Origin of the sequence: Devosia subaequoris (assembly GCF_014197055.1) — a bacterium.
Lineage (GTDB): Bacteria > Pseudomonadota > Alphaproteobacteria > Rhizobiales > Devosiaceae > Devosia > Devosia subaequoris.
Window position 1 is genome coordinate 266,596 of sequence record NZ_JACIEW010000004.1, and the last position, 16,732, is coordinate 283,327.

Annotated in this window: 22 protein-coding genes; 9 read left to right on the forward strand and 13 right to left on the reverse strand. The window is 60.6% G+C overall.

Annotation, left to right across the window (positions count from 1 at the left end; all coding sequences use genetic code 11):
• Positions 1-16: 16 nt before the first annotated feature.
• The 6 genes from hisF to hisB all read right to left on the reverse strand — a co-directional run bounded on the left by hisF (position 17) and on the right by hisB (position 3,555).
• Positions 17-814, reverse strand: a complete 798-nt coding sequence (gene hisF / locus GGR20_RS09970) for an imidazole glycerol phosphate synthase subunit HisF (protein ID WP_183311102.1) — start codon at positions 812-814, stop codon at positions 17-19.
• The gene (locus GGR20_RS09975; RefSeq protein ID WP_183311103.1) at positions 811-1,140 is read right to left on the reverse strand and encodes a hypothetical protein; all 330 of its coding nucleotides are present in this window, start codon (positions 1,138-1,140) and stop codon (positions 811-813) included. Before GGR20_RS09975 ends, hisF begins: the two co-directional genes overlap by 4 nt.
• A complete protein-coding gene (gene hisA / locus GGR20_RS09980; RefSeq protein ID WP_183311104.1) occupies positions 1,137-1,865 on the reverse strand; it encodes a 1-(5-phosphoribosyl)-5-[(5-phosphoribosylamino)methylideneamino]imidazole-4-carboxamide isomerase in 729 nt (242 codons plus the stop codon). Before hisA ends, GGR20_RS09975 begins: the two co-directional genes overlap by 4 nt.
• Positions 1,862-2,515, reverse strand: coding sequence for an imidazole glycerol phosphate synthase subunit HisH (gene hisH, locus GGR20_RS09985; protein ID WP_183311105.1), 654 nt, complete (start codon positions 2,513-2,515; stop codon positions 1,862-1,864). Before hisH ends, hisA begins: the two co-directional genes overlap by 4 nt.
• Positions 2,512-2,862 (reverse strand): DUF2628 domain-containing protein, encoded by a 351-nt coding sequence (locus GGR20_RS09990; protein WP_183311106.1) that lies wholly within the window; start codon positions 2,860-2,862, stop codon positions 2,512-2,514. Before GGR20_RS09990 ends, hisH begins: the two co-directional genes overlap by 4 nt.
• Before the next feature lie 105 nt (positions 2,863-2,967).
• Entirely contained in the window at positions 2,968-3,555 is a 588-nt protein-coding gene (gene hisB / locus GGR20_RS09995; RefSeq protein WP_183311107.1) for an imidazoleglycerol-phosphate dehydratase HisB, read from the reverse strand.
• A gap of 145 nt (positions 3,556-3,700) precedes the next feature.
• Here hisB and hslV point away from each other — a divergent pair, with 145 nt between their 5' ends.
• The 3 genes from hslV to hslU are packed head-to-tail and all read left to right on the forward strand — an operon-like array spanning position 3,701 to position 6,089.
• Positions 3,701-4,261, forward strand: coding sequence for an ATP-dependent protease subunit HslV (gene hslV / locus GGR20_RS10000; RefSeq protein WP_183311108.1), 561 nt, complete (start codon positions 3,701-3,703; stop codon positions 4,259-4,261).
• Positions 4,258-4,782 (forward strand): GNAT family N-acetyltransferase, encoded by a 525-nt coding sequence (locus tag GGR20_RS10005; RefSeq protein WP_183311109.1) that lies wholly within the window; start codon positions 4,258-4,260, stop codon positions 4,780-4,782. Before hslV ends, GGR20_RS10005 begins: the two co-directional genes overlap by 4 nt.
• Positions 4,779-6,089, forward strand: coding sequence for an ATP-dependent protease ATPase subunit HslU (gene hslU / locus GGR20_RS10010; protein WP_183311110.1), 1,311 nt, complete (start codon positions 4,779-4,781; stop codon positions 6,087-6,089). Before GGR20_RS10005 ends, hslU begins: the two co-directional genes overlap by 4 nt.
• A gap of 53 nt (positions 6,090-6,142) precedes the next feature.
• Here the strand turns inward: hslU and GGR20_RS10015 are convergent, their stop codons facing one another.
• Genes GGR20_RS10015 through GGR20_RS10025 form a run of 3 tightly spaced genes read right to left on the reverse strand, consistent with a single transcriptional unit; the run spans position 6,143 to position 7,833 of the window.
• Complete coding sequence (locus GGR20_RS10015) at positions 6,143-6,511, reverse strand: helix-turn-helix domain-containing protein (RefSeq protein ID WP_183311111.1); 369 nt, start codon at positions 6,509-6,511, stop codon at positions 6,143-6,145.
• The gene (locus GGR20_RS10020) at positions 6,508-7,089 is read right to left on the reverse strand and encodes a Smr/MutS family protein (RefSeq protein WP_183311112.1); all 582 of its coding nucleotides are present in this window, start codon (positions 7,087-7,089) and stop codon (positions 6,508-6,510) included. The genes GGR20_RS10015 and GGR20_RS10020 overlap by 4 nt, the downstream gene beginning before the upstream one ends.
• 21 nt (positions 7,090-7,110) lie before the next feature.
• Positions 7,111-7,833, reverse strand: coding sequence for a Tim44/TimA family putative adaptor protein (locus GGR20_RS10025; protein WP_183311113.1), 723 nt, complete (start codon positions 7,831-7,833; stop codon positions 7,111-7,113).
• A gap of 172 nt (positions 7,834-8,005) precedes the next feature.
• Between GGR20_RS10025 and GGR20_RS10030 the strand changes: the two genes are divergently transcribed.
• Positions 8,006-8,470 carry an FxsA family protein gene (locus tag GGR20_RS10030; protein ID WP_183311114.1) on the forward strand — a complete coding sequence of 155 codons (465 nt, stop codon included), beginning with the start codon at positions 8,006-8,008 and terminating at the stop codon, positions 8,468-8,470.
• An 86-nt stretch (positions 8,471-8,556) separates the two neighbouring features.
• The gene (secB, locus tag GGR20_RS10035; protein ID WP_183311115.1) at positions 8,557-9,078 is read left to right on the forward strand and encodes a protein-export chaperone SecB; all 522 of its coding nucleotides are present in this window, start codon (positions 8,557-8,559) and stop codon (positions 9,076-9,078) included.
• 70 nt (positions 9,079-9,148) lie between these two features.
• On the opposite strand, the gene dnaQ is transcribed toward secB, so the two are convergent.
• The 4 genes from dnaQ to GGR20_RS10055 are packed head-to-tail and all read right to left on the reverse strand — an operon-like array spanning position 9,149 to position 11,904.
• Positions 9,149-9,856 (reverse strand): DNA polymerase III subunit epsilon, encoded by a 708-nt coding sequence (dnaQ, locus tag GGR20_RS10040; RefSeq protein WP_183311233.1) that lies wholly within the window; start codon positions 9,854-9,856, stop codon positions 9,149-9,151.
• The gene (coaE, locus tag GGR20_RS10045) at positions 9,856-10,452 is read right to left on the reverse strand and encodes a dephospho-CoA kinase (protein WP_183311116.1); all 597 of its coding nucleotides are present in this window, start codon (positions 10,450-10,452) and stop codon (positions 9,856-9,858) included. The genes dnaQ and coaE overlap by 1 nt, the downstream gene beginning before the upstream one ends.
• 3 nt (positions 10,453-10,455) lie before the next feature.
• A complete protein-coding gene (locus tag GGR20_RS10050; protein WP_183311117.1) occupies positions 10,456-11,286 on the reverse strand; it encodes a shikimate dehydrogenase in 831 nt (276 codons plus the stop codon).
• 15 nt (positions 11,287-11,301) lie between these two features.
• Positions 11,302-11,904 carry a Maf family protein gene (locus GGR20_RS10055; protein ID WP_183311234.1) on the reverse strand — a complete coding sequence of 201 codons (603 nt, stop codon included), beginning with the start codon at positions 11,902-11,904 and terminating at the stop codon, positions 11,302-11,304.
• A 441-nt stretch (positions 11,905-12,345) separates the two neighbouring features.
• On the opposite strand from GGR20_RS10055, the gene hemE reads away from it, so the two are divergent.
• The 4 genes from hemE (at position 12,346) to mnmE (ending at position 16,700) form a co-directional block, all read left to right on the forward strand.
• Positions 12,346-13,380, forward strand: a complete 1,035-nt coding sequence (hemE, locus tag GGR20_RS10060) for a uroporphyrinogen decarboxylase (RefSeq protein ID WP_183311118.1) — start codon at positions 12,346-12,348, stop codon at positions 13,378-13,380.
• Between the two features lie 30 nt (positions 13,381-13,410).
• A complete protein-coding gene (hemJ, locus tag GGR20_RS10065) occupies positions 13,411-13,839 on the forward strand; it encodes a protoporphyrinogen oxidase HemJ (protein WP_183311119.1) in 429 nt (142 codons plus the stop codon).
• A gap of 277 nt (positions 13,840-14,116) precedes the next feature.
• Complete coding sequence (gene rho / locus GGR20_RS10070) at positions 14,117-15,382, forward strand: transcription termination factor Rho (protein WP_183311120.1); 1,266 nt, start codon at positions 14,117-14,119, stop codon at positions 15,380-15,382.
• Positions 15,383-15,407: 25 nt separating this feature from the next.
• Positions 15,408-16,700 carry a tRNA uridine-5-carboxymethylaminomethyl(34) synthesis GTPase MnmE gene (gene mnmE, locus GGR20_RS10075; RefSeq protein ID WP_183311121.1) on the forward strand — a complete coding sequence of 431 codons (1,293 nt, stop codon included), beginning with the start codon at positions 15,408-15,410 and terminating at the stop codon, positions 16,698-16,700.
• Positions 16,701-16,732 lie beyond the last annotated feature (32 nt).

Below are 16,732 nucleotides of genomic sequence, written 5' to 3' on the forward strand. Positions count from 1 at the left end.
CCGCCTGCAATTGAACTTAAGCCGCGCTGTCGAGCCGCATCGCGATGCCATGTTTGGCCATGTAGTGCTTGGCCTCAGGGATGGTGAAGGTGCCGAAGTGGAAGATCGAGGCGGCCAGCACGGCGCTGGCATGGCCTTGCTGAACGCCTTCGACCAGGTGCTGAAGCGTGCCGACACCGCCCGAGGCGATCACCGGCACTTCGACCTGGTCGGCAATCGAGCGGGTCAAGTCGAGATCAAACCCGGACTTGGTGCCATCGCGATCCATCGAGGTGACCAGCAGCTCGCCGGCGCCGCGCTCGACCATGCGAGCGGCAAATTCCACTGCATCGATGCCGGTCGGTTTGCGGCCGCCATGGGTGTAAATTTCCCACTCGCTGCGATTGTCGCCGCCCACGCTCTGGCCCCGCTGCTGCTTGGCATCGACCGAAACCACAATGCACTGATTGCCGAACTTGTCGGCGGCCCGCGCGATGAAATCGGGGTCGTTCACCGCGGCCGAGTTGATCGCCACCTTGTCGGCCCCGGCCAGCAAAAGCTTGCGGATGTCTTCAATGGTGCGGACGCCACCGCCCACCGTCACCGGCATAAAGCAATGCTCTGCCGTTCGCGCCACCACGTCAAAAATCGTGTCGCGGCCCTCATGGCTAGCGGTGATGTCGAGAAAGGTCAATTCGTCGGCGCCCGCCGCGTCATAGGCCATGGCCGCCTCGACCGGATCGCCGGCATCGATCAGGTCCACGAAATTGACGCCCTTTACGACTCGGCCACCGGCGACGTCGAGGCAGGGGATGATTCTTGTTTTCAGGCTCATGGTGTTTTTGCCTTCTGCATCCGCCCCCAGGCGATGCGATGAATGATGAGTGTAGCCAGCCAGACGATCAGCGCTCCGCCGCCCAGCGGCAGGGTGGCCAGGGCAAACAGGCCCAGAACAAAGAAGAAGCTGATAATCCCGCCGAACTCCATATCCCCAACCACGCAGGGATGCATATCATGTTCTGTCAGCGTGCAGCCATTGACCTCGGCCAGCAGGCCCGAAAACAGGGCCGACAGAATGGGGGCCAGTGCAAACAGAACGATCACACCAAACAGCAGCCAGTAGACCCGCCAGGGGAAGTTCGCCGGCCGTTCCGTGCTCACGCCGCCCTCAGCTTCGCCAATGCTTCACGTGAATCAATCCGTCCGTCATAGAGCGCCCGCCCGGAAATAGCGCCTTCAAGCACCTGGTAGTCCGCTCTCGTCATACGCTCGATGTCCTCCATCGACGCCAGACCACCCGAGGCGATGACCGGGATCGAGGTGGCCCGCGCCAGCTCCAGCGTCGAGTCCCAGTTGATGCCGGCGAGCACTCCATCGCGATCGATGTCGGTATAGATGATGGCAGCCACGCCAGCGCCCTCAAAGCGCTTGGCGAGCTCGATCACCGAAAGTTCAGAGGTCTCGGCCCAACCCTCGACAGCCACCATGCCCTGGCGCGCATCGATGCCGACGGCCACCTGGCCGGGCCACTTTTGGGCAGCCTCTTTGACCAGCGCCGGATCGCGCACCGCAATTGTGCCGAGAATGACCCGGGCCAGGCCCTTATCGAGCCAGGCTTCGATATGTCCCAGATTGCGGATGCCGCCACCGAGCTGCACCGGGAACTTCACGGTCTTCAGAATTGCGTCCACGGCCGCGCCATTGACGCTCTGGCCGGCGAAGGCCCCGTTGAGATCGACAACGTGCAGATATTCGAAACCCTGGTCCTCAAAACTCCTGGCCTGGGCCGCGGGATCGTCATTGAAGACCGTGGCCTGGTCCATATCGCCCAGCTTGAGGCGCACGCACTGGCCGTCCTTGAGGTCGATGGCAGGAAACAGGATCATGGTGTCCACCCCAGAAAATTCTCGATCAGTTTGAGGCCCAGAGCCTGGCTTTTTTCGGGATGGAACTGGGCGCCGAAAATATTGTCCCGACCCACACAGGCGGTCAGCGCCCCACCATAGTCGGTGGTGGCGATCAATGTTTCGACGTGATCCGTTTTCAAGTGATAGGAGTGGACGAAATAGGCGTGCAGCCCATCGGGGCCGGTTTCGATCCCCTCGAGCAGCGCATGCGGCCTCGTCACCATGACAGTGTTCCAGCCCATATGCGGGATCTTCAGGGCCGGGTCGGCGGGCACGATTTTCTCTACCGCGCCCGGGATCCAGCCCAGACCTTGCGTCACTGATTTTTCCCGGCCTTCGCTGGCCAGCAATTGCATGCCGACGCAAACGCCCAGGAAGGGCACGCCATTTCTGAGCACCCGTTCTTCGAGCACCTCGACCATGCCTTCGACAGCATCGAGTCCGGCCTTGCAGTCGGCAAAGGCGCCAACGCCGGGCAGCATGATGCGATCGGCCGAACGCACGATATCGGGATCAGAGGTCACCTTGATAACATCGCCCTGGCCTCGCTCGGCGGCCATACGCTCGAAGGCCTTGGCGGCCGAGTGCAGATTGCCGGCGCCATAGTCGATAATGGCAACAATGCTCATGGGGTGGTCTCCAGGCTGGCGATCCGCGCAAGATCAGGGTCGGGCGCAAATCGATAACCGGCTGCGCCCAAGCCGCGCCGCTTGAGGGCCCGCTGTCGGGCACCTGGCGCGGCAAATCCGCAGGCGATGGCAAGCAGGATATAAAGCCAGATCACTGCATCGGGCCCGATATAGGGCGCGGCGAACACCAGCGCCACGATCCCCAGCACGAACAGCACAAGCTGTCCCCAAAGCCGATGGGCCAGCGCATGCACGGGCGGCAGCAATGCGGCGAACCAGGAGAACTTTTCCGGCACCGCCTGGGGCAGGGCACCGGCGTCGGATCTGAAAATGGCGTAGAGGGTCACGGGACACTCCATGGGGCAAGATGGGGACCCCTTAGTGCAAAACGCTCACAGGGGGAAGGGCAGAGCGCGCCACCCCGCGCTTTGAGCGCCGCGCCTCTTGCGGTCCTAAAGGACACCCTTGGTGCTCGGTACCCGATCGGCCGTGCGCGGATCGATCTCGACCGCCTCGCGCAGGGCACGGGCTACCGCCTTGAACATTGACTCGGCCAGATGGTGGTTGTTGTCGAAATAAAGGTTCTCGATATGCAGGGTGATCCCGGCATTGATCGCCAGCGCCTGGAAGAACTCGCGGAACAGTTCGGTATCGATCTCACCGATCTTGTTCTGACTGAACTCAGCCCTGAACACGAGGAAAGCGCGACCGGACACATCCAGCGCCGCCCGGGTCAGCGAGCCGTCCATGGGCAGGTCGCAACTGGCATAGCGACGGATGCCCTTCTTGTCGCCAAGGGCTTGCTTGATGGCCTGGCCCAGCGCGATGCCGACATCTTCGACCGTGTGGTGGAAGTCGATATGCAGATCACCCTTGCAGCTGACATCCATGTCGATCAGCGAATGGCGGGAGAGCTGGTCGAGCATGTGGTCAAAAAAGCCCACCCCAGTCTTCATGGCGTGCGTGCCGATGCCATCGAGGTTTATCGAGACGGCAATCTCTGTCTCGTTGGTCTTGCGGGCGATGGTTGCGGTACGCATGGGGGGATGTCTCCGAAATCGGGCGCTTCCCTAGCAGATAGGCAGAGCTGAGTGAAGATTGGGTTAGGCCGATCCGGCCCTGTCTCGGTTGCAATTGGCGACCATGCTCCTAAATATCAGCCAACAGTTCGGAGTATCTTTTCCAATGAGTGACAATAATTTTCCCGGCTGGCACGGCACGACCATCGTTTCGGTCCGCAAGGGCAACAAGGTGGTGGTTGCCGGCGACGGCCAGGTGTCGATGGGCCAGACCGTAATGAAGCACAGCGCCAAGAAGGTGCGGCGGCTGGCCGATGGCAAGGTGATCGGCGGCTTTGCCGGTTCGACCGCCGATGCGTTCACCCTGTTCGAGCGGCTCGAAACCAAGCTCGAGCAATATCCCGACCAGTTGATGCGGGCAGCGGTGGAACTGGCCAAGGACTGGCGTACCGACCGTTATCTGCGCAAGCTCGAAGCCATGATGATCGTGGCCGACAAGACCGACACGCTGGTGCTAACCGGCACGGGCGATGTGCTGACCCCCGATCACGGCGTCATCGCCATTGGCTCGGGCGGCAATTATGCCCACTCGGCGGCGCTCGCCCTGCATCAGGCCACCGAGCTCGATGCCGAGGATATTGCTCGCCGCGCCATGAAAATAGCCGAAGAAATCTGCGTCTATACCAATGGCAATGTGACCGTTGAAGCCATCGAGCTGGGCGCGTGAGCTTTGTCATAAAGCGTCTGGGTATTGAGGATGCGGCTGCCTATCGGGCCATTCGCCTGGAGGCGCTGACCAACCATCCCGAGGCTTTCGTCTCCACGCCCGAGGGCTTTGCGCAGAAATCGGACGATGAAATCCGGCAGACGCTGGAAACGCTGACAATTTTCGGCGCTGTGCTGCCCGATAGACGCCTGGGGGGCATCAATGCCTTCTTGCGCAATGAGGGCCTCAAGGAGCAGCATCGGGGCTGGATGATCCAGGTCTATGTGCGGCCCGAGCATCGCGGCTCGGGCATGGCGCAGGTGCTGGTCGAACATCTGGCCGAATATGCAAAGCACCACGTGCTGCAAATTCATCTCGGTGTCTGGTCGGAGAACATTCCGGCGATCAAGCTCTACAAGCGGCTGGGCTTTGAAACTTATGGCACCGAGCCCCGCTATCTCTTCGTGAACGGTCGATTTATCGACGAACACCTGATGGTGCGCTTCCTGGATAAGGCACCGATCGAAAGTGACCAAGAATGAGTGAAACCAATTTTTCCCCGCGCGAGATCGTCTCCGAGCTCGATCGCCATATTGTCGGTCAGGCCGATGCCAAGCGCGCCGTCGCCGTTGCCTTGCGCAATCGCTGGCGCCGGCAACAGCTGTCCACCGATCTCAGGCGTGAGGTGACGCCGAAGAACATTTTGATGATCGGGCCGACCGGTGTCGGCAAGACCGAGATTTCGCGCCGTCTTGCCCGGCTGGCCCAGGCTCCCTTCGTCAAGGTGGAGGCCACCAAGTTCACCGAGGTCGGCTATGTCGGCCGCGATGTCGAGCAGATTGTCCGCGACCTTGTGGAGGCGGGCATCACCGTCCTGCGAGACAGGCGCCGCCGCGATGTGCAGGCTCAGGCCCACCACAATGCCGAAGAGCGCGTGCTCGACGCGCTGGTTGGCACCTCCGCAACGCCGTCCACGCGCGAAAGCTTTCGCACCAAGCTGCGCAACAACGAGCTCGACGACAAAGAAATCGAAATCGAAATGCAGCCCTCGGCCGGCACCGGCGGATTCGAAATCCCCGGCATGCCCAATGGCGGCATCGGCATGATCAATCTTTCCGACATGTTCAAGCAGGCCATGGGCGGACGCGGGGTCAAGCGCAAGATCAAGGTTCAGGACGCCTATGAGCCGCTAGTGGCCGAAGAGGCCGACAAGCTGCTCGACCAGGATCAACTGAAGGCCGAAGCGATCGAGCTGGTGGAAAACCACGGCATTGTCTTTATCGACGAGATCGACAAGGTGGCGCATCGCGAAGGGGGTGCGCAGGGTGGCCCGTCGCGCGAAGGTGTGCAGCGCGATTTGCTGCCGCTGATCGAGGGCACCACCGTTGCCACCAAATATGGACCGGTCCAGACCGACCATATCCTGTTCATCGCTTCGGGCGCCTTTCACGTTTCCAAACCGTCAGACCTGCTGCCAGAACTGCAGGGGCGCCTGCCGATCCGGGTGGAATTGAAGGCGCTGACGCGGGAGGATTTCATCGGCATTCTCTCGGACACCGAGGCGAGCCTGATCAAGCAATATGTTGCGCTGATGGGCACTGAGGGGGTGACGCTCGAGGTGACCCATGACGCCATCGAGGCCATTGCCGACGCGGCGGTGCTGGTCAATTCATCGGTCGAAAATATCGGCGCGCGGCGTTTGCAGACGGTCATGGAGCGGCTGGTGGAAGAGATTTCCTTTGACGCGCCGGACAAGTCCGGCGAGACCGTCACCATCGATGCCGCCTTTGTCCGCGACAAGGTCGGTGCCCTCGCCGGCGATACGGATCTGAGCAAGTTCGTGCTCTAGCGACCACCTACTCGATATCCCTTCTCCCACCAGGGAGAAGGGAAGAGGTCGGCCTACCGCTTTCTGCCAGCTCGCTTGACCACTTCATCGCGCAGGAACTTCAAATCCTCGGCATCCAGCCGGTTGATATCATCGCGCAGACGATTGGTCAGTTCGGTCGCCTCGGGCACCAGGCCCCCGGTATTGATCGTCACCTTGGGGTCGGAGATTTCGGCCAGGCGCTGAAGTTCTTCAGCCTCGTCCCAGATGACGTTGAAGAAGGCGATGATGCGATGGAGCAGGAAGGACGTGGGCTGGCCACGTTTGCCGTGTTCCAGCGCCGAGAGATAGGCGCTCGAGACGCTGAGCGCCGCTGCCATTTCCTTGAGCGAAATGCCGCGAGCTTCGCGCATGGCGCGAAGTTTTGCGCCGAGCGGGGTCATTGGCGCCGCAGGCGCACATACCACGCCCCCTCTCCGCCATGACCGCGCGCCGCAACGCTCCAGCCGGACACCAGATGGGACAGGCCCGGTTCGCTCAGCCAGATCGGCAGCATGGTGCGCAGGATGCCGCGCTCGGTCATGGCCGCGATATAGTCATTGTCGGTCTTTGCGCCCTTGCCGGTGATGACCAAAATGGTCCGGTCTCCCCGTGCCGCCCGCGCCCCGATATAGCGCCGCAGAGTGTCGCGGGCTTCGTTCTGGGTCATGCCATGCAGGTCGATCTTGCCATCGATCTCGATGCGGCCGCGCCGCACCTTTTTATGGATGGCCGGATCGACCGCGCGCTCCGCGGCCGGCGCATTGGAGGAAGGCGCCTGATAGGGCGGCAGAAAGGGTTTGGCGGATTTGAGCGGTCGGGGTGCCGGCTTGACCAACGGCTCGGGATCGGCTTCGGGCACCGGCAGGGTGCCGGCCCCCATTTTCAGCAAGCCCTTGCGGCGCAGCGGCTCGACCGTGGCGGCCACGCTGGTCCAGAGGTGGAAGTCGTGCGGCAGGCGCTTCGAGCCGCGTTTAGACATGATTCGGCCTGCGCGACGCGATTAATCGAGCTGGCTGGTGGAGATCACCTTCCAGTTCGGGTCGCGCGATTTGGGGTTGCGCGAGAAAGTCCATTCATCGGCAATGGTCTGGACCTGATCGGCATTGCCCTCGACCAGATTGCCGTCCTTGTCGCGGGTGGCCGAGACAACCTCAGCGTGGAAATCGACCGTGACATTGACGTCCTTCTTGTCGAATTCCGCGTCGACAATCGAGACCTTGGGCAGTCCGACAAAGGTGAAGTCCACCGTTTTACCCTCGGCCTCGCGATCAGCGATGGCGCGCTGGAAGCTCTCGAAGATGGGCTTGTCGAGCAGGTTCTTCAGCGTCTGGCGATCCCCCTCGGCATAGCTGGTGACGATCATCTCATAGGCTTGCTTGGCACCCTCGAGGAAACTCTTGGGCGAGAAGCTCGGATCAACCTCGGCCACCGCCTTGAGGCCAGCCGCAAGGGTTTCATTGCCCGATGCAGCCTGTTCGATCTCGGCTTCGAGCTTGCGGGCGCGGCGCTCATCATCGAGATCCGGCTGGGCAGCGCGGGGCCGCAGCGGCACCACCGTGTCCTCGTGGGCCGCAGCCTGCTTTTCGGTGGGTGTCGAGCGGCTCCGGTCGATGGGCGGGCGCTCATTGCCGGTGCGCGTGCCCAGTACAGAGCGCAGCCGGAACAGCACGAAGACAGCAACGGCGATGGCAATCAGGGTCGGCAGATCGAGGAATTCGGCCATGTAGAGGGCACCTTGAATATGAGGCGTCGACAAAAAACTGTTCGCTGGCGCTCGTTCTGCGCCGTATCTGGCCTATATATAGGCAAAGCTTTAGCCCGAAACCAGTTCACGATGGGGCGAGTTGCGTATTTGCCGCGCCCGAGGTGAACAAAATTCCTGCAAGGAGCCGAATTTGGCCCGCCTGATTGCCCTTTCCTTCCTGGCCCTGCCGCTTCTGGAAATCGCCGTCTTCATTCTGGTCGGGCGCGCCATCGGGCTGTTTCCGACGCTTGCACTGGTGATCCTGGCCGCGCTGGGCGGCGGACTGCTGCTGCGCCAGCAGGGCCTGAGCACGCTGTCCCGGCTGCGCAACAATGTCAGCGCCGGCACCATTCCTGGGCGCGCCATGTTCGACGCCATGCTGATCGGCGTGGCCGCAATCCTGTTGGTGCTGCCCGGCTTTCTCAGCGATGTGCTGGCGCTGGCCCTTTTGGTGCCCCCGGTGCGGAACTGGCTGTTTTCAGCACTGGCAAGCCGGGTCCGGGTGGTCGAGACCACCACCAGCTATCGTCGCTATGATGAACCAGAGACGACATATGACGGCGATGCCAAGGTGATCGAACATCGGGATGAGGACGATCCCAAGCCCCGCCAATAGGTCTGCTTGGCTTGTTCCAATGGGCCAAAAGTGGTAGCCACACGGCCACAATTGCTTTGAATTCAAACTTCAAGAAGGACCAGACAATGGCCGATGACACCCAGGGCGCGGCAGCGCCGCAGCCCGGCACCGCACCCAGCATGAATCTTGTGGGTCAGTATATCCGCGATCTCTCCTTCGAAAATCCCGGTGCACCCGGAACGCTGCTGGGCGGCGGCACCAATCCGGCTTTCAACGTGTCGATCTCGGTCGGCGTCAAGAAGCAGAGCGATGAAATCTATGCCATTGAGCTCACGCTCAATGCCAAGGCCAATCGCGAAGAGACCGTGCTGTTCAATGTCGAACTGGTCTATGGCGGCATCTTCCGCATCAAGAACGTACCGGAAAATCAGCTTTCCCCGCTGCTGATGATCGAATGCCCGCGGCTGATCTTCCCGTTTGCGCGCCAGGTGCTGGCCAGCGTGACCCAGCAGGGCGGGTTCCCGCCGCTGATGATGGAGCCGGTGGATTTCTCGGCGATCTATCGCCAGAACCTGGCCAAGCTGGCCCAGCAGCAGGGCGGCGCACCGGCTGCCGATGCCGCCGCCGAGACGCCCAAGCCGAACTGATCGGTCATATCGGGTTCAATGAGATAGGCCCTGGCTTCTGCCGGGGCCTTAATTTTGGGGCCGGTTCATCCTACTCGGCGGCAACGCGCTGCTGGTACCTGGCCCAGATAGCGTTTTCACCCATCTTCTCAATGAAGGTGTCATGAGCCTCTGCTTCACTGGCGCTGAGCCGGCTGGGCAGCGGGACGGGACGTTGGGCCACTGCAATACGGGTCTGGCCCATACCACTGGACGCCGTTTCGACCTCGGCCACCAAGGCCAGGCTCACCTGCTTGCCACCGATCAACTCAAGATAGACTTCGGCCAGGATTTCGCTGTCGAGCAGGGCGCCATGCAGCGTGCGGCGGGAATTGTCGATGCCGTAATGCTTGCAGAGCGCATCGAGGCTGACGCGAGCACCCGGATGCTTTTGCCGGGCAACCATGACGGTGTCGATCACCTCATTGGTCAGGCGCGGCAGGCCGGCCCATTCCATTTCGGCGTTCAAAAAGCCCATGTCGAAGGGCGCGTTGTGGATCACGAGCGTCGCATCGGCAATGAAGGCCCGGAAATCCTCGGCCACAGCCTTGAAGAGCGGCTTGTCGGAGAGAAATTCCTCGCTCAGCCCATGCACGCGAAACGCCTCCTCGGGCATGGAGCGCTCGGGGTTGATATAGACGTGAAAATTCTTGCCGGTGGGGATGTGGTTGATCAACTCGACGCAGCCGATTTCCACCAGCCGGTCCCCGCCCTGCGGTGAAAGGCCCGTGGTTTCGGTGTCGAGCACGATTTCCCTGATCATTGGTCCTGCCGTTCTGCCTTCAACTTGCCGACCAGTGCGGCGACTTCGGCCTCCATCTCGGCGATGGGGAGGCCGGTGTCGAAGAGCCAGTCGGCGCGTTCCTTCTTTTCGGCCTGTGGCATCTGACGGGCAAGCAGCGTCTCCATCTTTTCCACGGTCATGCCCGGTCGGGCCAAGATACGTTCCCTTTGCACTGCCTCATCGACATAGGTCACCGCAATGCGATCAAAGCCATAATCATGGCCACTTTCGAACAGCAATGGAACCTCGACGGCAGCCAGGGCATGACCCTGCGCTTCTGCGTCATCGAGAAAGTCAGCAATGGCGCTGCGCACCATGGGATGGACAATGGCTTCGAGGCGCTGGAAACCAGAAGGATCGGAAGACAGGCGCCGGGCCAGCTCCCCACGGTCGATGACGCCATTGTCCGCAACGCCTGGGAAAAGCGCTCCGACCGGCGCGACAGCCGCACCCGAATAAAGCCGCGCCACCGCCTCATCGGCGGAAAACACCGGTACACCGCATTTGGCAAAGGCAGCCAGCAAGGTCGATTTGCCGGTGGCGATCGAACCTGTAACGCCGATCCTGAGCATGGCCTAGTGATCCAAAGTGGCTTCGATACGTGCCCGCAGGTCCGGCGTCACCGCCGGCTGGACGCCGAACCAGGCCGCAAATCCGGGCACAGCCTGATGCAGCAGCATGCCCAGCCCATCCACCGTGGGCAGGCCGCGCGCCCTTGCGTCGGCCAGGAGTGGGGTCTCGAGCGGACTATAGACTATATCGGTTACCAATGTGCCTGGGCGCAGCAAGCTGATATCGAAGTGATCGAAACGGGTGCCGTGCATGCCGATCGATGTGGTGTTGACCACCAGCCCGGCATGCGGTGCCGAGGCATTGATGTTCTCGAGCGTGCCGACGGTAAACCCTTCGGGACCCAACTCGCTGGCCAAGCGGTCAGCAGTCCCGCGCGTGCGATTGAGCAGGACGATGGGTATATTCCGGCTTTGCAGCGCCACGAGGACGGCGCGTGCGGCGCCACCAGCACCCAATACCAATGCGCAATCAAGACAATCAGACCAACTGGGTGCTTTGGCGTCGAGATTGCCCAGAAAGCCCAGGTAATCTGTGTTTGTGCCGTGAACCTTGCCGTCCCTGGCGACCAGTGTGTTGACCGCACCAATCTTGCGCGCCAGCTCGTCCACACTGTCGCAAAGGGCAAAGACGGCTTGCTTATGTGGAATGGTAACATTGCCACCGGCAAATTCTCCGCCACGCAAGCGCTCGAAAAAGCTCTCCAGCGCGTCCGGCGGAACATCAATCGCTTCATAGGTGCCATCGATGCCGTGTTCGCGCAGCCAGGTCCCATGAATGAGCGGCGAGCGGGAATGGGCAATCGGATGCCCGATGACAAATGCCTTGGTGGTCAATCTTGTGTCCTTGGCTCAAGCCCGGGCGTTCAAAAGCTCTGGTGCGATATCGCGCAAAGCGGCCAGAAGGGGAAGCAGCGGAAGCCCCAGAATGGTGAAATAGTCGCCGGCCACGGTTTCTAACAGGCGAATAGACGGGCCTTCCAGCCGATAACCGCCGACCGAGCCAAGGCTTGCCTCCCCCTCCAGATCAAGCACGTGATCGCGTTCCTCGGCGGAAAAGTCACGCATGGTCAACTCGGCCGTCTGAAGATCGGACCAGAGCAGATGCCCGTCCCGCACCAGGGTCACCGCAGCGTGCAGCCGATGAGTCTTGCCCCGCAGGTGATCGAGCTGGGCGACGGCCTCCGCGCGCGACGCGGGCTTGTGCAAGAGTTCCAGGCCCAAAGCGAGCGTCTGGTCGGCGCCAATAACCAGGTCACCTTGCCGGCTGCTGGAAACGACTTCGGCCTTGTGCCGCGCCAACAGCAGGGCAACATCCCGGGCATCACCGCCAGCCTCAAGAGCCTGATTTTCTACCTGGCGCTCATCGAGTTCTGCCGGCTTGGCCTCAAAACGCAATCCAGCCTTGTCCAGCAAGGCTTTGCGCGTCGCACTGGCAGAAGCGAGGATCAGCATGGGAAGCAGTTTTTCCACACTGTCATCCCCAGCTCAAGACCGATCTGTGGGTTGGTCGCGCAACTTCGGATCGATGCCAAACTTGTCCCCCTTGGGTAAGAAATTGTTAACAGTTCGTCTTGAGCGCCGGTGAAAACCGGGCGTGGAAAGCTCTGGGGATATCGAAACGAACCGCGACAAAGATATGCGCAGCTTCATCCACACCCGGAATCGAATCATTGACTCGGCAGAGGCCGGATTAACCTCTCGTTAATGAATTGGGCGCGTTAAGATTTCAGTAACAGTCTGGAGCGGATTCACACCCCGTTAACCATGGCCTGCGCGCAAGTGTCACTTCGCACTTGGATTGTGGGTGGAACGGAATTGCAGCTAAACACCGCCATAATGATAAAGAAGCGAAGCAAGAAAGACTCTTTATAGGGTTTTGGAAGGGATCAACCCATGGCTCCGGTGACGCACAAACCATTGCTCGCCACAGTATTGGGACAGCGTCAGGAACGCCCCCCGATCTGGATCATGCGGCAGGCCGGGCGCTATCTGCCCGAATATCGGCAGACCCGGGCGCAGACGGGCGGTTTTCTGGAATTGTGCTACACACCGGAACTGGCAGTGGAGGTCACGCTGCAGCCGCTCCGGCGCTTTGACCTGGATGCCGCCATCCTGTTTTCCGACATTCTGGTCATCCCCGATGCTTTGGGGCAGAGCGTACGCTTTGCAACGGGCGAAGGGCCCTTGCTCGATCCGCTCGATGAAAAAGGCATTGATGGTCTGGACCGGGATCGAGCGATAGCTCATCTGGCGCCGGTCTTTGAGACACTGCGGCGGCTTCGTGCGGCCTTGCCACCTGAAAAGACCCTGATCGGCTTCTGCGGCGCGCCCTGGACAGTGGCGACCTATATGCTGGGCGGTCGAGGTTCCCCGGATCAATGGGCCGCACGCCGGTTCGCGCTGGAGCATCCTCAGGCTTTTGACAGGCTGATCGATATCCTGGTGGATACCTCGATCGATTATCTCGCGGCGCAGTTCGAAGCGGGCGCCGATGTGGTGCAGCTTTTTGAAAGCTGGGCACTCAATCTCGACGATGCCAGTTTCTTCCGCCAGGTGATGGACCCCAACCGGCGGATTGTTGAAGGATTGCGCCAGCGGGTCCCCGATGCACCGGTGATCGGCTTCCCGCGTGGCGCGGCGGGCAATCTCCGACGTTTTTCGGAGGCTACCGGAGTTAATGCCTTGGGGATCGACTTCGCCACGCCGATCGACTTCGTCAACGCGCATTTGCCGCCGGAGCTGGCTGTGCAGGGCAATCTTGATCCGCTGCGGCTGGTCGTCGGTGGTGAAGCCATGGAGCGGCAAGCCCGTGCCATTATCGAGGGCTTCGCGAACCGGCCGCATATCTTCAATCTGGGACACGGCATCGTCCCCGAAACGCCGATCGCCCATGTCGAGCGGCTCGTCGAACTGGTCAAAGGCGGCTAACCAGCGCTGCTGAACTGTTGAGGTTTTCCCATGTATGATTGGGTAAAGGCGCTGCACGTCATCTCGGTCATCGCCTGGATGGCGGGGATGATGTATCTGCCGCGGCTCTTTGTTTATCACGCGCAGTCAGCCGTCGGTTCGGAGAAGGCCGAGACCTTTAAGGTCATGGAGCGGCGCCTTTATCGTGGCATCAACACACCGGCGATGATCGCCACCTGGTTGTTCGGGCTGTGGCTGGCCTTTGGCTTTGGCATTGTCGATTTTTCGCAAGGCTGGATGTGGCTCAAGGCAGTGATGGTGATTGCGCTGAGCGGCCTGCATGGCTGGTATGGCTCCATGCTGCGCGCCTTCAAAGAGGATCGAAACGTGCGCTCGCATAGGTTCTACCGCGCAATCAACGAGATCCCCTTTGTCATGGCGATCGTCATCGTGATCGCGGTGATCGTGAAGCCATTTTGAGAGATCCGGTTTGCGACTCCGCCACTCGACCATAGGTCTCGTGGCCTTCTCGCCTCAAATCTCTCCATCGGAGAGATTTGCCCTTCGGGACGGCTCGAAGTTTCACGTGAATCGATTTTCACAATTGGCTTTGAACTTGAAACGGGCAGCGGATCGCGTTACATGGAGACAAGGCATCCCCTGATTGCGCGACCACCCCGGTTGCTGCGCGGTGCCGAATATTCCCCTCATTCGACTGTCCAGTCTTATCGATATCCCTTCAGGGTCGTTTCGCTACATGCAGAATATCAAGCTCAGTGAGCTCAAGGCCAAGTCCCCGGCTGAACTCTTGGCATTTGCCGAGGAACTCGAGGTCGAGAATGCATCGACCATGCGCAAGCAGGAGTTGATGTTCGCCATTCTCAAGGAACTGGCTGCCCAGGACATCAACATCGTCGGCGAAGGCGTGGTCGAAGTGCTCCCCGATGGGTTCGGCTTCCTGCGCTCGCCCGATGCAAACTATCTGCCCGGGCCCGACGACATTTACGTCAGCCCCAGCCAGATCCGCCGCTTCGGCCTCAGAACCGGAGATACGGTTGAGGGCGAAATTCGCTCTCCCAAGGAAGGCGAACGCTACTTCGCCTTGCTCAAGGTCTCGACCATCAATTTCGAAGATCCCGAGGCGGTTCGTCACAAGGTCAATTTCGACAACCTTACCCCGCTCTATCCCGAACAGCGTCTGCGGTTGGAACTGCCGGATCCGACAACGAAGGATCGCTCAGCACGGTTGCTGGATCTCGTTGCACCGCTTGGCAAAGGCCAGCGTGCCTTGATTGTTGCGCCACCGCGTACTGGCAAAACGGTATTGTTGCAAAATATTGCACAATCTATCGCCACCAATCATCCCGAATGTTATCTTATCGTCCTGCTGATCGATGAGCGTCCGGAAGAAGTGACCGACATGCAGCGCTCGGTGCGTGGCGAGGTTATTTCATCAACGTTCGATGAACCGGCTTCGCGCCACGTTCAGGTCGCCGAAATGGTGATTGAAAAGGCCAAGCGTCTGGTCGAACACAAGCGCGACGTGGTCATCCTGCTCGATTCAATCACTCGCCTCGGCCGTGCGTACAACACGGTGGTGCCCAGCTCTGGCAAGGTACTGACGGGCGGTGTGGACGCCAATGCCCTGCAGCGCCCCAAGCGCTTCTTTGGTGCAGCGCGCAATATTGAGGATGGCGGCTCGCTCACGATCATATCGACTGCGCTGATCGATACCGGCAGCCGCATGGACGAAGTGATCTTTGAAGAGTTCAAGGGCACGGGCAACTCTGAAATCGTGCTTGACCGCAAAGTTGCCGACAAGCGCGTCTTTCCGGCGATCGACATCAACAAGTCGGGCACGCGCAAGGAAGAACTGCTCGTGGAATCGGATATCCTGCGCAAGATGTATGTCCTGCGCCGCATCCTCAATCCCATGGGGACGATCGATGCCATGGAGTTCCTCACCGATAAGGTTCGTCAAACCAAGACGAATTCGGACTTCTTCGATTCGATGAACACCTAGGGCGTCGAAACCCAGGAGCCAAATCATGCAGGCGGGCGACACCATCATGGCGCTCTCCTCCGGCGCGTTGCCGGCAGGTGTCGCGGTCATTCGGCTCTCGGGCCCGCGCGTGCAGGAAATCCTCAAGCAAATTGCCGGGGGCGTCCCCAGTCCACGGCAAATGGCTCTGCGCAGGATCGGTGCAGGGCAAATGCTCGATCAGGGGCTGGTTGCGTTCTTTCCGGCACCGCATAGCTTCACCGGTGAAGATTGCGCAGAACTGCAAGTGCACGGCTCACCGGCCGGGGTGAGGGCAATTCTGGCTCAGCTAGCAACCCTCGGTCTGCGCCTGGCGGAAGCCGGCGAATTCACTCGCCGCGCGTTTGAAAACGGTAAGCTCGATCTGGTCGAAATTGAGGGACTGGGCGATTTGCTCAGTGCCGAAACTGAAAAGCAGCGCCAGCAGGCCCTGTCGCGTTTTGACGGCCGGCTCACGGAGAAAATCACCCAATGGCGTGAAAGTCTGCTGGATCTGCGCGCTGAGATCGAGGCACGGCTCGACTTCTCCGATGAAGGCGATGTGCCCGAGGACCTGCCGGATCAATGGCAGCACCAATTGGGCGCGCTTGAAGCGGCCATCCGGACGTCACTGGCCTCATTGGAAAGTGGCCGCATCGTTCGCGAGGGGATCAGGGTGGCGCTGGCGGGCGCGCCCAATGCCGGCAAATCCAGCCTGATAAACGCCCTGGCAAAGTCAGACCTTGCTATCGTGTCGGACGAAGCGGGCACGACCCGTGATGTGAGGGAAGTGCCATTGGACATCAATGGTCAACTTTTTATTCTGCTCGATCTCGCTGGCCTGCGTGAGAGCGATAGCAAGGCAGAAGCCGAGGGTGTTCGGCGGGCACAACGGGCGATAGAGACAGCCGATGTCGTACTATGGCTTTCGGCGCCGGACGTTGAAGATATCGCGCCTTCCGGTGTTTCAGGTCAACTTGTTCGCATCGGGACAAAGTCGGACCTGGGGTCGCAAACCGGCGTCGATATTAGCATCTCAACCAAATCGTTAGACGGCCTGACAGCTCTACGGCAGCGCCTTGACGGGTTGGCGGCAAACGTCACGGGTTCAGAACCCAGCCTTGTCAGCCACGAAAGAGATCGTCTGGCGCTCAGCGGGTCGTTAACGGCCTTAGAGGAAACACGGCGAAATCTCGGAGACTGGGAATTAGCCGCCGAATCCCTGCGCAGGGCGTCTGCTGCGCTAGAGCGGCTCATCGGGCGGATCGACGCCGAACGCGTATTGGACCGGCTGTTCTCCAGCTTCTGCATCGGGAAATGATTCACGTGAAACACGCCCAAGAAGTCATCCAG

Coding starts and splice junctions, on each gene's coding strand:
- GGR20_RS10020 (WP_183311112.1), bottom strand. CDS start 7,089: ATGTCTAAACGCGGCTCGAAGCGCCTGCCGCACGACTTCCACCTCTGG.
- hisB (WP_183311107.1), bottom strand. CDS start 3,555: ATGCGTACCGCAACCATCGCCCGCAAGACCAACGAGACAGAGATTGCC.
- hslU (WP_183311110.1), top strand. CDS start 4,779: ATGAGTGAAACCAATTTTTCCCCGCGCGAGATCGTCTCCGAGCTCGAT.
- coaE (WP_183311116.1), bottom strand. CDS start 10,452: ATGCTCAGGATCGGCGTTACAGGTTCGATCGCCACCGGCAAATCGACC.
- rho (WP_183311120.1), top strand. CDS start 14,117: ATGCAGAATATCAAGCTCAGTGAGCTCAAGGCCAAGTCCCCGGCTGAA.
- hisA (WP_183311104.1), bottom strand. CDS start 1,865: ATGATCCTGTTTCCTGCCATCGACCTCAAGGACGGCCAGTGCGTGCGC.
- GGR20_RS10055 (WP_183311234.1), bottom strand. CDS start 11,904: ATGCTGATCCTCGCTTCTGCCAGTGCGACGCGCAAAGCCTTGCTGGAC.
- hemE (WP_183311118.1), top strand. CDS start 12,346: ATGGCTCCGGTGACGCACAAACCATTGCTCGCCACAGTATTGGGACAG.
- hslV (WP_183311108.1), top strand. CDS start 3,701: ATGAGTGACAATAATTTTCCCGGCTGGCACGGCACGACCATCGTTTCG.
- GGR20_RS10015 (WP_183311111.1), bottom strand. CDS start 6,511: ATGACCCCGCTCGGCGCAAAACTTCGCGCCATGCGCGAAGCTCGCGGC.
- secB (WP_183311115.1), top strand. CDS start 8,557: ATGGCCGATGACACCCAGGGCGCGGCAGCGCCGCAGCCCGGCACCGCA.
- hisH (WP_183311105.1), bottom strand. CDS start 2,515: ATGAGCATTGTTGCCATTATCGACTATGGCGCCGGCAATCTGCACTCG.
- GGR20_RS10025 (WP_183311113.1), bottom strand. CDS start 7,833: ATGGCCGAATTCCTCGATCTGCCGACCCTGATTGCCATCGCCGTTGCT.
- hemJ (WP_183311119.1), top strand. CDS start 13,411: ATGTATGATTGGGTAAAGGCGCTGCACGTCATCTCGGTCATCGCCTGG.
- hisF (WP_183311102.1), bottom strand. CDS start 814: ATGAGCCTGAAAACAAGAATCATCCCCTGCCTCGACGTCGCCGGTGGC.
- mnmE (WP_183311121.1), top strand. CDS start 15,408: ATGCAGGCGGGCGACACCATCATGGCGCTCTCCTCCGGCGCGTTGCCG.